Here is a 14540-nt window from a genome sequence, read left to right on the forward strand (position 1 = left end):
TCCGGCCTCACATTCGGAAGACGCCGAAGCCGTCGGCGCCTTTGATCGGGGCATTGTGAATGGCCGACAGGGACATTCCCAACACGGTGCGGGTGTCGCGCGGGTCGATGACGCCGTCGTCGTAGAGCCGCCCGGACATGAACATCGCCAGCGATTCGGCCTCGATCTGCGCCTCCACCATGGCGCGCATCCCGGCGTCGGCCTCCTCGTCGAACGGCAGGCCCTTCGCCTCGGCGGCGGCCCGGCCGACGATCGAGATGACGCCCGCCAGCTGCGCGCCGCCCATCACGGCGGATTTCGCGCTGGGCCAGGCGAAGACGAAGCGCGGGTCGTAGGCCCGGCCGCACATGCCGTAGTGGCCCGCACCGTAGGACGAGCCCATCAGCACCGAGATGTGCGGCACCTTCGAATTGGAGACCGCGTTGATCATCATCGCGCCGTGCTTGATGATGCCCTTCTGCTCGTACTCCTTGCCCACCATGTAGCCGGTGGTGTTGTGCAGGAACAGCAGTGGCGTGTTCGTCTTGTTGGCCAGCTGGATGAACTGGGTGGCCTTCTGCGACTCCTCGGAGAACAGCACGCCGCGCGCGTTGGCCAGGATGCCCACCGGATAGCCGTGCAGTTCGGCCCACCCGGTGACCAAGCTGCTGCCGTAGAGCGGCTTGAACTCGTCGAAGTCCGAACCGTCCACGATGCGGGCGATCACCTCGCGCGGGTCGAACGGGATCTTCAGGTCCGAGGGCACGATGCCGAGCAGATCCTCCGGGTCGTGCAGCGGCTCGATCACCTCGGCGCGCGGAGCCGGGCCCTGCTTGCGCCAGTTCAGCCGCTTGACGATGGAGCGGCCGATGCGGATCGCGTCCTGCTCGTCCAGCGCGTAGTAATCCGCGAGACCGGAGACCCGCGCGTGCATGTCGGCGCCGCCGAGGGATTCGTCGTCGGACTCCTCGCCGGTGGCCATCTTGACCAGCGGCGGACCCCCGAGGAACACCTTGGAGCGCTCCTTGATCATCACCACATGGTCGGACATGCCGGGAATGTAGGCGCCGCCCGCGGTGGAGTTGCCGAACACCAGCGCGATGGTCGGGATGCCCGCCGCCGACGCCTGGGTGAGATCGCGGAACATCCGGCCGCCGGGGACGAACACTTCCTTCTGCGTGGGCAGGTCGGCGCCGCCGGATTCCACCAGCGAGATCACCGGCAGCCGGTTCTCCCGCACGATGTCGTTGATGCGCAACGTCTTGCGCAGCGTCCACGGGTTGGAGGTGCCGCCGCGCACGGTCGGGTCGGGCGCGACGATCATGCACTCGACGCCCTCCACGATGCCGATCCCGGCGATGGTGCTGCCGCCGACGTGGAATTCACTGCCCCAGCCCGCCAGCGGGCACAGTTCCAGGAACGGCGAGTCCTCGTCGACGAGCAGTTCGATGCGCTCGCGCGCGGTGAGCTTGCCGCGCTTGCGGTGCCGGGCCAGCTTGTCCGGTCCGCCGCCCGCGATGGCCTTGGCGAACTCGGCCTCCACCTCCGCGAGCTTGGCCGTCATCGCGTCGGCCGCGGCTTCGTACTCGGGCGTCGCGGTGTCCAGGGCGCTGCGCAGAATGGTCATGACTGATACCCCAATCGCTTCGCCGCCAGTCCGGTCAGGATTTCGGTCGTGCCGCCGCCGATGCCGAGGATGCGCATATCCCGGTACTGGCGTTCGATCTCGGATTCGCGCATGTAGCCGAGACCGCCGAACAGCTGGACGGCCTGGTTGGCCACCCACTCGCCCGCCTCGACGGCGGTGTTCTTCGCGAAGCACACCTCGGCGATCAGGTCGGTCTCGCCTTCGGCGCTGCGCCGCACCACATCACGGGTGTAGACGCGGGCGACGTCGATGCGCCGCGCCATCTCGGTGACCGTGTTCTGCACCGCCTGCCTGCTGATCAGCGGACGCCCGAAGGTCTCCCGGTTGCGCACCCACTCCAGGGTCAGGTCCAGGCACCGCTGCGCGCTGGAGTACGCCTGCACCGCGAGGCCGACGCGCTCGCTGACGAACGCGCCCGCGATCTGGAAGAAGCCGGAGTTCTCCGGGCCGACCAGGTTCTCCACCGGCACCCGGACGTCGACGTAGGACAACTCGGCGGTGTCGGAGGCCAGCCAGCCCATCTTGTCCAGCTTGCGGCTGACCGTGAAGCCCGGCGTGTTCTTGTCGACGATGAGCAACGAGATGCCGCCCGAGCCCGGCCCGCCGGTGCGCACCGCGGTGACCACGAAGTCGGCGCGGACGCCGGAGGTGATGTAGGTCTTGGCGCCGTTGACGATGTAGTGATCGCCGTCGCGGCGCGCGGTGGTGGTGAGGTGCCCGACATCCGATCCGCCGCCCGGTTCGGTGATCGCGAGCGAACCGATCTTCTCGCCCGCCAGCGTCGGCCGCACCCAGCGCTCGATCTGCTCGGCGTTGCCCGAGGCGATGATGTGCGGAACGGAGATGCCGCAGGTGAACAGCGAGGCGAACAGTCCGCCGGAGGCACCGGCCTGATGCATCTCCTCGCAGACGATCATCGCGTCCACGCCGTCGCCGCCGGAACCGCCCGCGGATTCCGGGAACTGCACGCCGAGCAGGCCGAGCGCGCCCGCCTTCTTGTGCAGCTCGCGCGGGATCTCCCCGGCGCGCTCCCAGCCGTCCAGGTAGGGCAGGATCTCGCGTTCCACGAAGCCACGGACCGTGGCTCGTAGTTCACGTCGTTCCGGCGTTTCCCAGAGTTTCGTCATGACAGCAGCTCCACTGGAATGTCGAGGTGACGAGACCGCAGCCATTCGCCGAGTCCCTTGGCCTGCGGGTCGAAGCGGGCCTGATAGGCCACACCCTGACCGAGCAGACCTTCGATGATGAAGTTCAGCGCCCGCAGATTGGGCAGCACATGCCGGGTGACGGTCAGCGAAGCCGTCTCCGGCAGAAGTTCTTTGACGCGCGCCACGGTGAGGGTGTGCACCAGCCAGCGCCATTGTTCGTCGGTGCGTACCCACACCCCGATATTCGCGTCACCGCCTTTGTCGCCGCTGCGGGCCAGCGCGATCGTCCCCAACGGCGCGCGGCGGGTTTCCCCGGCGGGCAGCGCTTCCGGAGCGGGCGGCTCGGCGACCGCGGTGAGTTCGGCCGTTTCCGCGGACGGCGGTACGCCGACGCGGGTGCCGTCGGGCAGCACCGCCGTGTGCGGGACCTCCGCGGCGTCGACGAACCCGGGCGTGAATACGCCGTAGGGCGATCCGTTGCCGGGCAGGGTCGTGAAGCTGCACCCTGGATAGCTGGCCAGCGCCAGTTCCACCGCGACATTGGAGAACGCGCGCCCCACCTTGTTCGGGTCCGGGTCGCGGACCACGCAGCGCAGCAGCGCGCTGGCCTGCTCCTCGGTCTGCGCGTCCGGCCGGTCCAGGCGGGCCAGCGTCCAGGTCAGCTCGGCGGGCCGGGTAGGCAGCCAGGACTCCAGCTGTCGTTGCGCCAGTTCGGCTTTCGCCTCGATGTCCAGACCGGTGAGCACGAACTCCATCTCGTTGCGGAAGCCGCCGAGCGTGTTCAGGGAGACCTTGAGCCGGGGCGGCGGGGCCTCGCCGGTGACGCCGCTGATCCGCACCCGGTCCGGACCGTCCTGGTCGAGCCGGATGGTGTCCAGGCGGGAGGTCACGTCGGGTCCGGCGTAGCGCGGACCCTGGATCTCGTACATCAGCTGGGCCTCGACGGTGTCGACCGTGACCGCCCCGCCGGTGCCCGCGTGCTTGGTGATGACGCTGCTGCCGTCGGCGCGGATCTCCGCGATCGGGAAGCCCGGCCTGCCCAGATCGGCGAGTTCGGTGAAGAAGGCGTAGTTGCCGCCGGTGGCCTGGGTGCCGCACTCGATCACGTGCCCGGCCACCACCGCGCCGGCCAGCCGGTCGTAATCCGTTCGGCCCCAGCCGAAGTGCGCGGCGGCCGGGCCGACGATCAACGACGCGTCGGTGACCCGGCCGGTGACCACGATGTCCGCGCCCGCGTTCAGGCATTCGGCGATGCCCCAGGCGCCGAGGTAGGCGTTGGCGGTCAGCGGCGCGCCGAAACCGAGGGCACCGGCGCGGGCGAGAAGGTCGTCGCCCTCCACGTGCGCGATCTTCGCGTCCAGTCCGAGGTCGGCGGCCACCTTGCGTAGTTTCGCCGCCAGGCCGGCCGGGTTCAGGCCGCCCGCGTTGGTCACGATGCGCACATTGCGCTCCAGCGCGAGCCCGAGGCAGTCCTCGATCTGCTTGACGAAGGTCTTGGCGTAGCCGAGGTCCGGGTCCTTCATACGGTCCCGGCCGAGGATCAGCATGGTCAGCTCGGCGAGATAGTCGCCGGTGAGCACGTCGAGCGGGCCACCGTCCAGCATCTCGCGCATGGCGCCGAGCCGATCACCGTAGAAGCCGGAACAGTTGCCGATTCGGAGCACGTCCGGGTCGGCGGCCAGCATACTCATCAGCGGGAATGCCTCCTGTACGGCGAACCGTCAGGATGGGCCGCATGCCGCACCCGTGAAGTCCGCGTTCCGCGACCAGCATCACACCCGGGCCAGAAAAAAGCAAGCATGCGTGCTTGTTAATTGCACTCGAGGGACTCGCCCACCCGCACGGCGGGGGTCGAGCAGGCCGGAGCAAGATGGGCACGGTGTCCAGCGACGTCACCGTGATCGTTCTGTTCGCCCTGGCGGGGTTCCTGCTCGGCGGCGCCTACACCACCTGGAAGACGGCCCGGCCGCTGTCGATGGCGCTGGCCGTCTGCGCCGTTCTCGCGGCGGGCGGCGCGCTGGCCCGGTGGCTCGGTTAACCCTTCGACAGCCGGAAGATCCGCAGGTCATCGGGTACGCCGCTGAGCGGCGGCGCGAACAGGCCGCGGCGATACTGCTTGACCGTCAAACCCAGCTCCGCCAGCGTCTCCGGCCGCAATCCCAGCAGCGTGGCCTCCGACAGCATGGTGTTGCCGTTGCCACCGGCCTCCATCACCCGGGCCGCGATCGTGACGTCCACCCCGAGCCAGTCACCCCCGATCTCGCGCGGGGATCCGGTGTGCAAACCGATCCGCATGTTCGGGGTGTAGCCGCGCACCTGCACGTCGGCCAGGTTGCGCTTGGCGGTCACGGCGGCGCGTATCGCCCGGTCCGCCGAGGGGAACACCGCCATCACGCCGTCGCCCATGCGCTTGACCACCTGACCGCCGCGTTCGGCGATCGGAGGCTCGATGGCCTTGGCCACCTTGCGCAGCAGTTCGAGGGTGGCCTCGTCCCCGGCCGACAGCGACCAGCGCGAGAAGGCAACCAGGTCGGTGAACATGACAGTTATTTCTTGGCTACCTCTACCGCGCCCCATCCGCTCCAGCGCGGCCTGCCAGACCTGCAAGGCCCCGAAACCGATTTCGCGCGCGGCGCTCGGGGTGTCCCCGACCAGCTTGTCCGCCGCGCGCGCGACCGCCCGCGCGCCACCGGGCCCGGAAACCGACAGCGGATCGCCGAAAGCCGGGTCCCCCGGCAATTGCCGGCGCGCCTTACGCAGCGCACCGATCAGATCAGCCCGCTGATTCGCGGCGTTCACCAGTGCGGACAGCTGCCCGCGACGGAATCTGCCGGAATGGCGGGAAGGATCGATCCCATCGGACGGCTCCAACGGAATGACCACCTCGGGCGGCACGCCTCCATCGGCCTCCGGCCCCGGCCCCGACTCGGCGCCGCCGGAAGGTGTTTCATTCACGCCCCGAGAGTATCTCAGCCGATCTGACGTCGGCAGGTTACCGATCATCGCCATCTCTCACCTCCGCGACGAACACAGCGAGCACGTCGGTGGGCTCCGCGTTGGATAACGAGCTGGTTGCTGAACCGAGGCTACTCGGGCGAGAAGGGGTCTCGGAAGCGGCATGCGGCATAGTTTCCGCGATGTTCACACGCACGATCGGCCCGGCGCGAGCATTCGCGCCGGGCCGATCGACGCACCGTCCGCCGGGCAGTGGCGGGCGGTGGACGGAGCGCCGGACCTCCCGACAAGGTAGGCGCCCCTACCCGAGTGGCGAGGGATGGCGACTCGGGTAGTCGAGCGGCCTCGCCCGCGTGCGTCACGCGTCGCGCTGGTTCACCACAACCAAGGCCGCGCCGAAGACGATCGCGACGAAGACGGTGAAGTACAGCAGGCTGCCCCATGGTCCCCAGTGCCAGTTGGCCGTGGACGCGGAGGCGCTGAAGAAGTGGTTGGCGTTCGCGAACGGCAGGAACGGGGTCACGTTGCGGCCGAAGCTGCCGAACGCTCCGAGCAGCCCCTCGATGAGCAGCGGCCACAGCACGATCAGCGAGATCGCGGCGGCGGACTGCCGCACCAGCACGCCGATGCCGATGGCGAGCAGGACGCACAGGAACGCGTAGATCGGGATGCCGTAGACCTCGCGCCAGTCCTCCGGGCTGGACAGCGTGAGGGCCGCGCCCGCGTCCGGTCCGCTCAGCGCCTTGGCCACCAGGTAGGCGAGGAACACCAGGACCAGGGTCAGCACCGCGCCGTACCCGCCGACCAACCCGGCCTTGGTCGCGACGACCTTGGCCCGATGCGGCGTCGCCTGGAACGTCGTCCGGATGAGGCCGAAGCGATATTCGCTGGTCACGGTCAAGGTCGCCATGATCATCAGGACCATCACGCCGAAGCCGCTGATCCCGGCCACCGCGGTGGAGACGGTCAGGTCGATCGCGCCCTCCTTGCCGTAGGACGCGCGCGCCACCGAGGCGAGCAGCGCGGCCATCCCGAGCGCGAGGGCGACGACGATCGCCGAACACCACCAGGGCGACCTGGTGGAGGTGAGCTTGATTCGTTCCGCTGCCAGCACGCCCATCAGAGCGCACCTCCCATCGCTGTGTAGGGACCGCCGCCCGCGGGGCCCTCCGTGGTTATGAGAGCGGCCGCCTCCGGGCCCGTCGGGTCGAAGCCTTCGCCGTGGTACTGCACGGCGCCACCGGTCATCCGCATGAACGCCTCTTCCAGCGACGCGCGCTGCGGGGCCAGCTCGAACAGCGTGATGTTGTGCTCGCCGGCCAGCTTGCCGACCGCGTCACTGGCCACGCCCGCCACCATGAGCGCGGGGCCGTCGGCTCCCGCCCCGTCCTCACGGACGGTCATGCCGTTCGAGGTGAGCACGCTGCGCAGCTGGTCGAGCTGCGGGCTGCGTACCCGCACCGATTGCTCCGAGGCGCGTTCGATGAACTCCTGGGTGGTCGAGTCCGAGATGAGCTTGCCGCGCCCGATGACCACCAGGTGCTCGGCGGTCTGCGCCATCTCCGACAGCAGATGGCTGGAGACCAGCACCGTGCGGCCCTCGGCGGCCAGCCGCTGCATGAACCGGCGGATCCACAGGATGCCCTCCGGGTCCAGGCCGTTCACCGGCTCGTCGAACAGCAGCACCTCCGGGTCGCCGAGCAGCGCGCCGGCCAGGCCGAGCCGCTGCGACATGCCCAGCGAGAAGCCCCCCGCGGTCTTGCCCGCCACCTCCGAAAGGCCGACCAGCCGCAGCACCTCCTCCACCCGGGACTTGGCGATGTCGTTGGACGCGGCCATCCACTCCAGATGGGCGCGCGCCGACCGATTCGGGTGCACCCACTTGGCATCCAGCAGCGCGCCGACGGTGCGCAGCGGATGGTCCAGTTCGTGGTATGGCTTGCCCTTGATCAGCGCGGTGCCCGCGGTGGGCTTGTCCAACCCGAGGATCATCCGCATGGTGGTCGACTTGCCCGCACCGTTGGGCCCGAGGAACCCCGTCACTTGGCCGGGTCGAACGGTGAAGGACAGATCCTGCACCGCTACGGTCTGCCCGTAGTGCTTGGTCAGGCCTCTCAGTTCGATCATGCGCCCAGCATTCCGCAAATCGCGGGCGCGCGCGTCGGTAAATAGTGCCGAGTTGGATCATCCTCGAGGATGAGGAAGAGGCGTCCGGGTGGGTGCAAGCCCGTACGGGCAGGTTCAGCGACAAGGGGTTTGTACTTCAGCGAACCAGCCCGGACTCCCCCCGTACGAACAGACTTGTTGTGACAACTTGTGACACGCTGACCAGACGCAGAAGGCCGGCAACAGACCGACCTGGTTGCGGACCTTATGCTGAACTGCTGTTGTGATAGCCCGCGTCAGTGCGGTACGTCGTCGTCTCCGGCCGCCGCTCGTCGCCACTTCGCCGCCCACTCTGCGGTGCTGTGATCCTCCGGCATCGACTCGAGCGACTGCGCCACGACTTCTCGGCTGCGTCCGGTTTCCCCCAGGGTGCGCAGGACGCGAGCGCGTTGCAGACCGAAGAATCCAGGGGTGTACCAATATCCTGCGTCTGGTGGCGGTTCGTCGGCGGCTGCGTCAGCTTCCGAGTCGGCGAGTAGGAGCGCACGCTCGGCGCCGTGCCGATCGCCCGCCGCTGCGAGCACACGAGCGTGCTGATAGCGCTCGTACACCCGAATCAGTGGGTGCAAACGAGGCACGGACAGCACGGCGTCGACCATCTGCGTCGCTTCGTCGAGCCGCCCACGCTCGAGACGCACGTACGCGCTGAAGCTGAGCCCGTGCGCGAGCTGGTCGCTACCGCAGGCATGTTCCGCGAGCGCTATGGACCGGTCCAGGCTGCGCAGGGAGGCTTTCCCAGCGCCGGTCGCGTGCTCGAGCCAACCGCGGTACTGGGTGACTTCGCTTGCCAGCGCCGCAGCCCGGGAAGCGTGCCGTGATCGAGCCTGGTCAGCGAACCGCTCCGTCATCGTCGACATGCCTTGCACGACAGTAAGAACCGAAGCCGGACCGGCCGCGTCCTCGATGCGTCGTGTTGCCGAGAGCATGACTGCCACGTCATCGAGGCTGCTCGAATCGACTTTCGCGGGCGAGTCCGAAACTGCCGACAGCCGTTCCAGATCCGCGCCCAGCGTCCGTTCGTAGGCACAGACAACCTCATGTGAAGCAGGCCGTTTCCCGGACTCGATGAGGATCAGATACGCGGGACTGTAATTCGTCATCCGCGCCATCGAGCGCAGCGACACCCGTGCCGCTTCGCGTGCCGTGCGGAGTAATGCCCCCTGGTCCATTTCCCCACGGTAGCGACGGGAAACAGGTGTCAACACGGCAACGGGGTCACAACTAGGTGAATCGCCTGAGACTGAGATCAGCACCCGTCGCCGGGTCGAGCCCCGAACTCCTCGACGCCGGGTGTCACCAACCGCACCGCAACGCGCCAGGGGGTCTATCGAATGACCGAAGAACTTGCAGCCGTCCTCATCGTCATCGCCGCTGTCGGCGGTCTTCTGATCCTGCTGTTCTGGGTGCTTCCCTGGCTACTCGAATTGGGTGACGATCCGGAGGAGCGCGTCCCGTTCCGTCAGGTCATGGACCGCATCGCCCGCGAGGAACAGCGATGACGCCGCGGCGCAGCTGGATCCAGGACTATTGCGAGGACGGCAATTGGCCCGCCGATGAGCAGCACGCGCAAGGCTTGCTGAAGCTCCATGCCACATGCATCCCGGCATGCCCGCGCAAGCTGTCCGCTCAGCGGTGGCTCCGTGAGTGCGGCACGAGCAGCGAACCGGACAACACAGCCGGGGACGGGTAACTCAGTCCTTCCGGTTACGTCGTGACGACCGGCGCACCGCTGCCTCAGCTGCCCAGCAGTTCGGCGACTTGCAGGAGCGGCGCGACGTAACCGGGGATCGTGCTCGGATCACGCCCGGGGAACCACCGCGACCGGCGGATACACCCGATCCAGTCGCACCAGCACTACGACGAAGCGATGCGTCGTGGTAGTGCTGGTGGTGGTTGTCCTTGCGCGGGTCTTCGAGAAATCGCTCGAAGAGGTCGTCTGATACGAGTACTCCGCCACGGCCACCCACCGGCCGCCGAACTGCCGCTGCTCGGTGCCGGACCCTCCATATCCTTGGCAATCAGCCTTCCGAGACGCTTAAGAGATCGTTGCGATGCGGCCTCGAGCGAGCCCGACTGCCGAGATCAGGAGGCCGCGAGCGCGATGACGGCGGTGAGCGCGGCAGCCGCGTCGAGCAGGGCGTACGAGCGAGCCGTGATGCTCGCGTCCCTGGCCGCGAGGGCGGCGTCGACGTCCGCGGATCGGTGGCCGCGCGGCAGGTCGGGCATCAAGGTCCGAAGGGTGTCGACGCGGTATCCGGCGCTGCGAAGCTGGTGGATGATCCGGGCGTCGCGAACCTGAGCGGGTGAGTACCGCCGCGTCCGGTGTGTGGCGGCACGGTCGGGGACCACGAGTCCCTCGGCGTCCCAATGCCGCAGTGTCGAGGGGCGTACGCCCAGCGCGGCGGCGAGTTCGGCGACGCTCATCGAATCCGATGGCCGGACGTCGTCGATCGGCTCGGCCGAGATCGCCGCTGCCGCCCGCTTCGCCAGCGCGAGGTCCGTTCGCTCACGGTGCAGCCGCGCGTGCGCCGCGTCGACAAGCGCGAGCGCCTCGGGGATCGGGCGGTCGTGCGCGGTGCGGATGATCCGCTTGGCCTCGACGGGACCGACGCCCGCCGCCAGCGCGCGGTATGCCAGCGCGGATTGCACGTGCACCTCCCCGTACTCGCGATAGCCCGCTGCCGTGCGCAGCGCAGGCGGCAGCACACCGTCTCGCTCGAGGTTGCGAATCTGCTGCACCGAGTACCCGGCACGCCGCGCCACATCGACCGTTCGCAATCGCGAGTTGAGAGTTTCCACGCTATTGGTCCTCGATATCCGGGTCGAAGTCGCTACAAGCACATTAATGAAACGCTGGAGCACATGACCATCGACGAGATCATCGACTTCGTCTCCGCCCTCGAGGGAGTACTGGTTCTGCGTCCAGGCCCCGGCGACGGATCACCGGAGATCAGCTGGGGCGATACGTTCTTCTACTACGCACCGGACGGCGTCGTGCCGACGAAGACCCAGCCCTTCGCGACAATCGTCACGAAGAACTATCCCGGCGACGAGGGATCCCGCTTGGACCGCCCGGATACCTTCCGCGTCAACATCGCCGCAGGCAAAGAGGCCTTCAGCCAGTGGACTGGCCATACCCCCCGCGAACCGTCCCCGCACGATCCGAGCACGACGGACACGATAATCCCCCACCCCGTCTACGGCTCCGCCGCTTGGCTCGCGGTCATCAACCCCGGCACGCAAACCGCCGAACCAACCCGCGAACTCCTGTGCACCGCATACGACCTCGCCCGCTCCCGCCACAACCGACGCGCCACCCCAACCCCCGACTGACCACTCCCGCGAGTGGCACTTGGTCGCGGCGAAGTGCGAGAAGGATCTCCACCGTGTGCCACTCGCGGGTTACGCCCCCGCGCGGTTGACATGGAGTGCGCTCCAACACCTAGCGTCGGGAGCGACCGATTCGAACCCAGGAGGTTGCAAGCATGATCGACGTTTCCACTCGGCGGCTCGGCGAACTCGCCGTATCCGCGCAGGGTCTGGGGTGCATGGGCATGAGTCACGCTTACGGCGAGGCGGACGACGCGCAGTCGATCGCCACGCTGCACCACGCCCTCGACCTCGGCGTGACCTTGTTGGACACCGCCGACTTCTACGGCGCCGGGCACAACGAGGAATTGGTCGGGCGGGCCATCGCGAAGCGGCGCGACGAGGTCGTGCTGGCGACGAAATTCGGCTTCGCCAACCGCTTGGGCGAGCCCACCCACATCCGCGGCGACGCCCCCTATGTGCGACAGGCGTGCGAGGCGTCGCTGCGCAGGCTCGGAGTCGACCACATCGACCTGTACTACCTGCACCGGGTGGACCCGAAGGTGCCGATCGAGGAGACGGTCGGAGCGATGGCCGAGCTGGTACAGGCGGGAAAGGTGCGCCACCTCGGGCTGTCGGAGGCGGGCGCGCAGACCATCCGGCGCGCGCACGCCGTGCATCCGATCACCGCGTTGCAGAGCGAGTGGTCGCTGTGGACCCGGGACCTGGAGGCGGAGATCGCGCCGGTCTGCCGGGAACTCGGCATCGGTCTTGTCCCGTTCTCCCCGCTCGGGCGCGGTTTCCTGACCGGCCGCTACAACTCGGTCGAGGGCTTGGCGGAGACCGATGTACGGCGCAGCCAGCCGCGTTTCGCCGAGGGCAACCTCGAACGGAACCTCGCGATCGTCGCGAAGCTGACCGAGCTGGCCGCGGCGAAGGGGGTCACGGCGGGCCAGCTCGCACTGGCCTGGGTGCAGCACCGCGGCGAGGACGTCGTGCCGATCCCCGGCACCCGGCGGCAGCGTTATCTGGAGGAGAACCTCGCGGCCCTGGCCATCGAGCTGTCTCCCGAGGATCTCGCCGCCATCGAGGCCGCCGCGCCGCCCGAGCAGGTCGCGGGGACGCGCTACGACGCGACGAACCTCACCTTCGTCAACGGCTGAGCCCGCGTCCACAGCCTCCGGGAACCGAGCGGAGAAAGCCGGGAAGCGAGCGTTCCCGTCACAGTGCCGGGGACGACGCCTGTGCCCAGAACCGCTTCGGAATGCGCCCGGCCAGCCGGGCCGCGTACCCGGCGCGGACGGCATCCGCCATCGCCGCGGCCATCAGTCCGGGGCGGCGAGCCCTGGTCACGGCAGTGGCGAGCAGCACCGCTGAGCACCCGAGTTCCATGGCGAGGGCGGCGTCGCTGGCGGTGCCGATGCCGGCGTCCAGGATGACCGGGACCTCGGCATCCGCGACGATCATCTCGATGTTGTGCGGGTTGCCGATGCCGAGGCCGGTGCCGATGGGCGCGCCCAGCGGCATCACGGCCGCGCAGCCTGCGTCCTGTAGGCGGCGGGCCAGCACCGGGTCGTCATTGGTGTAGGGCAGCACGACGAACCCGTCGTCGACGAGTTGTTCGGCGGCGGTGAGCAGTTCGATCGGATCGGGCAGCAGGGTGCGCTCGTCGGCGACCACCTCGAGCTTCACCCAGTCGGTGTCCAGCGCCTCGCGCGCCAGCTGCGCGGTGAGCACCGCTTCGGCCGCGGTGCGGCAGCCGGCCGTATTCGGCAGCGGCGCGATGTCGAGTCGTTTCAGCAGGTCGAGCACGCCGGTGCCGCCTGCGGCGTCGATGCGCCGCATGGCCACGGTGGTCAACTCGGTGCCGGAGGCGATCAGCGCCTCCTCCAGGACGGCGAGGTTCTCCGCGCCGCCGGTGCCCATGATCAGGCGGGAACCGAACTCGCGGCCCGCGATCCGCAGCGGGGCGTCGGCCTGCCCGGATTCCGCCGCAGCCTCAGCCACCTTGGACCGCCGTCAGCACCTCGATCTGCCAGCCGCGCCCGACCGGTTCGTCCCAGCGCGACTTGGGGAACACCGCGCCGTCCACCGCCAGCGCCACGCCCCGGCACGGCAGGTCGAGGCGTTCCAGCAGCTCGCGCACGGTCAGCGGCTCGGCGAACTCGTGCTCGTCGCCGTTCACCGTGACACCGATGGGGACGGATGACAGCGTCATCTGCTTCCTCCTACAGTCATCGAAAAGCGTTGCGGGTCGGCAACTTCCGCTTCGGGCAGCACCGCCCCGCCGAGCAGGCCGGTCACCGCGTCCACGGTGAGCGGCACGGTCAGCATGCCGTTGCGGCCGTGCCCGGTGGCCACCACGATCCGGTCGGTGAGCCGGCCGATCAGCGGCAGGTTGTCCGGGCTGCCCGGCCGGGAACCGGCGGCGGCCTCGGCGAGTTCGTATTCGCCGATGCCGGGGAACACCGCCTCCGCGTCGGCGATCAGGTCGCGAACCCCCGCGACGGTGACCGCGGTGTCGAAACCCGCTTCGTACTGCGTGGCGCCGACGACGAGACCCTCGGCGCGCGGCACCAGGTATACCGCCCGCCCGTGCACCCGGGCCCTGATCACCCGGCGCGGCGCGGGAGCGACGCCCGGCCGTTGCCGCAGGCGCAGGATCTCGCCCTTGACCGGGCGGACCGGCAGTTCCGGCCACAACGCCGCCGACGCGGCTCCCGCGGCGAGCACGACTTGATCGTGGGGAAGTTCCGTCAGCGAGTCTACGGACTCGGCGCGCACCACGACGCCCGCCGCCTCGGCCGCCTGCCGCAATGCGGCGAGCAGCTTGCGGTTGTCGATCGCGGGTTCGGCGGGCGCGAGCAGCGCGGCGCGCACCGTCCGGGCCAGACCGGGTTCCCGCTCGCGAACTCCCGCGCGGTCCAGCATCCGCAGCTCGTGCCCGCGGCTGCCGACCCAGTCGGCCACGGTGCGCAGGTCGGCCACGTCGGCCGCGTCCAGCGCGACGGTCATGGTCTCGTCCGCCACGAAGACCGACACGCCGGTCGCGGCTTCGAGCCGGGCGGCGAAGCCGGGCCAGCGGGCCAGCGATGCCGCGCCGAATTCGAGCACCCGGTCCTCGCCGGGCCAACCTTCCGACAGCGGTGCGAGCATTCCCCCGGCCACCCAGGAGGCCCCGGTCGCGACCGCCGGATCGAGCAGCGTGACCGACCAACCGGCCTCGGCGGCCCGCCAGGCCACGGCGAGCCCGATGGCGCCGCCACCGACGACGGCCAGAGTCCGCATCCCGATCCACCTGCCTCCTGTTTCGCATCCCCACGGTAGCGCGGCTA

General features: G+C 69.2%; 15 protein-coding genes. 4 read left to right on the forward strand and 11 right to left on the reverse strand.

Going from position 1 to position 14540, the window contains the following annotated elements; genetic code table 11:
- Window positions 1–7: 7 nt before the first annotated feature.
- From NA8_RS07340 to NA8_RS07350, 3 genes are read right to left on the reverse strand one after another with little or no spacing between them, the layout of a single operon-like run.
- Window positions 8–1606: an acyl-CoA carboxylase subunit beta gene (locus NA8_RS07340; RefSeq protein ID WP_063049590.1), complete on the reverse strand. Its 1599-nt coding sequence runs from the start codon at window positions 1604–1606 to the stop codon at window positions 8–10.
- Window positions 1603–2754 carry an acyl-CoA dehydrogenase family protein gene (locus NA8_RS07345; RefSeq protein ID WP_063049591.1) on the reverse strand — a complete coding sequence of 384 codons (1152 nt, stop codon included), beginning with the start codon at window positions 2752–2754 and terminating at the stop codon, window positions 1603–1605. The genes NA8_RS07340 and NA8_RS07345 overlap by 4 nt, the downstream gene beginning before the upstream one ends.
- Window positions 2751–4466, reverse strand: coding sequence for an acyclic terpene utilization AtuA family protein (locus NA8_RS07350; protein ID WP_063049592.1), 1716 nt, complete (start codon window positions 4464–4466; stop codon window positions 2751–2753). The genes NA8_RS07345 and NA8_RS07350 overlap by 4 nt, the downstream gene beginning before the upstream one ends.
- Before the next feature lie 116 nt (window positions 4467–4582).
- Between NA8_RS07350 and NA8_RS33530 the strand changes: the two genes are divergently transcribed.
- Complete coding sequence (locus NA8_RS33530; protein ID WP_169810466.1) at window positions 4583–4813, forward strand: CG2302 family histidine operon protein; 231 nt, start codon at window positions 4583–4585, stop codon at window positions 4811–4813.
- On the opposite strand, the gene NA8_RS07355 is transcribed toward NA8_RS33530, so the two are convergent.
- From NA8_RS07355 to NA8_RS07370, 4 genes are all read right to left on the reverse strand, one after another.
- The gene (locus NA8_RS07355) at window positions 4810–5730 is read right to left on the reverse strand and encodes an adenylate/guanylate cyclase domain-containing protein (RefSeq protein ID WP_157106565.1); all 921 of its coding nucleotides are present in this window, start codon (window positions 5728–5730) and stop codon (window positions 4810–4812) included. The two genes, NA8_RS33530 and NA8_RS07355, sit on opposite strands and share 4 nt — an antisense overlap.
- Window positions 5731–6088: 358 nt before the next feature.
- Window positions 6089–6850 (reverse strand): ABC transporter permease, encoded by a 762-nt coding sequence (locus NA8_RS07360; RefSeq protein WP_063049593.1) that lies wholly within the window; start codon window positions 6848–6850, stop codon window positions 6089–6091.
- The gene (locus tag NA8_RS07365) at window positions 6850–7857 is read right to left on the reverse strand and encodes an ABC transporter ATP-binding protein (RefSeq protein WP_063049594.1); all 1008 of its coding nucleotides are present in this window, start codon (window positions 7855–7857) and stop codon (window positions 6850–6852) included. Before NA8_RS07365 ends, NA8_RS07360 begins: the two co-directional genes overlap by 1 nt.
- Window positions 7858–8132: 275 nt before the next feature.
- Complete coding sequence (locus tag NA8_RS07370) at window positions 8133–9065, reverse strand: helix-turn-helix domain-containing protein (RefSeq protein WP_084466587.1); 933 nt, start codon at window positions 9063–9065, stop codon at window positions 8133–8135.
- 162 nt (window positions 9066–9227) lie between these two features.
- On the opposite strand from NA8_RS07370, the gene NA8_RS33535 reads away from it, so the two are divergent.
- The gene (locus NA8_RS33535; protein WP_157106566.1) at window positions 9228–9395 is read left to right on the forward strand and encodes a hypothetical protein; all 168 of its coding nucleotides are present in this window, start codon (window positions 9228–9230) and stop codon (window positions 9393–9395) included.
- Between the two features lie 583 nt (window positions 9396–9978).
- On the opposite strand, the gene NA8_RS07380 is transcribed toward NA8_RS33535, so the two are convergent.
- Window positions 9979–10695, reverse strand: a complete 717-nt coding sequence (locus NA8_RS07380) for a MerR family transcriptional regulator (protein ID WP_063049597.1) — start codon at window positions 10693–10695, stop codon at window positions 9979–9981.
- A gap of 63 nt (window positions 10696–10758) precedes the next feature.
- On the opposite strand from NA8_RS07380, the gene NA8_RS07385 reads away from it, so the two are divergent.
- Window positions 10759–11229, forward strand: a complete 471-nt coding sequence (locus NA8_RS07385; RefSeq protein WP_063049598.1) for a DUF6194 family protein — start codon at window positions 10759–10761, stop codon at window positions 11227–11229.
- A 152-nt stretch (window positions 11230–11381) separates the two neighbouring features.
- Complete coding sequence (locus NA8_RS07390) at window positions 11382–12368, forward strand: aldo/keto reductase (RefSeq protein ID WP_063049599.1); 987 nt, start codon at window positions 11382–11384, stop codon at window positions 12366–12368.
- Between the two features lie 58 nt (window positions 12369–12426).
- Here the strand turns inward: NA8_RS07390 and NA8_RS07395 are convergent, their stop codons facing one another.
- From NA8_RS07395 to thiO, 3 genes are read right to left on the reverse strand one after another with little or no spacing between them, the layout of a single operon-like run.
- Window positions 12427–13212 carry a thiazole synthase gene (locus NA8_RS07395; RefSeq protein WP_063049600.1) on the reverse strand — a complete coding sequence of 262 codons (786 nt, stop codon included), beginning with the start codon at window positions 13210–13212 and terminating at the stop codon, window positions 12427–12429.
- Window positions 13205–13423 carry a sulfur carrier protein ThiS gene (gene thiS / locus NA8_RS07400; protein WP_040870696.1) on the reverse strand — a complete coding sequence of 73 codons (219 nt, stop codon included), beginning with the start codon at window positions 13421–13423 and terminating at the stop codon, window positions 13205–13207. Before thiS ends, NA8_RS07395 begins: the two co-directional genes overlap by 8 nt.
- A complete protein-coding gene (thiO, locus tag NA8_RS07405; RefSeq protein WP_063049601.1) occupies window positions 13420–14493 on the reverse strand; it encodes a glycine oxidase ThiO in 1074 nt (357 codons plus the stop codon). The genes thiS and thiO overlap by 4 nt, the downstream gene beginning before the upstream one ends.
- Window positions 14494–14540 lie beyond the last annotated feature (47 nt).

Origin of the sequence: Nocardia arthritidis NBRC 100137 (assembly GCF_001612765.1) — a bacterium.
Taxonomy (GTDB): domain Bacteria; phylum Actinomycetota; class Actinomycetes; order Mycobacteriales; family Mycobacteriaceae; genus Nocardia; species Nocardia arthritidis.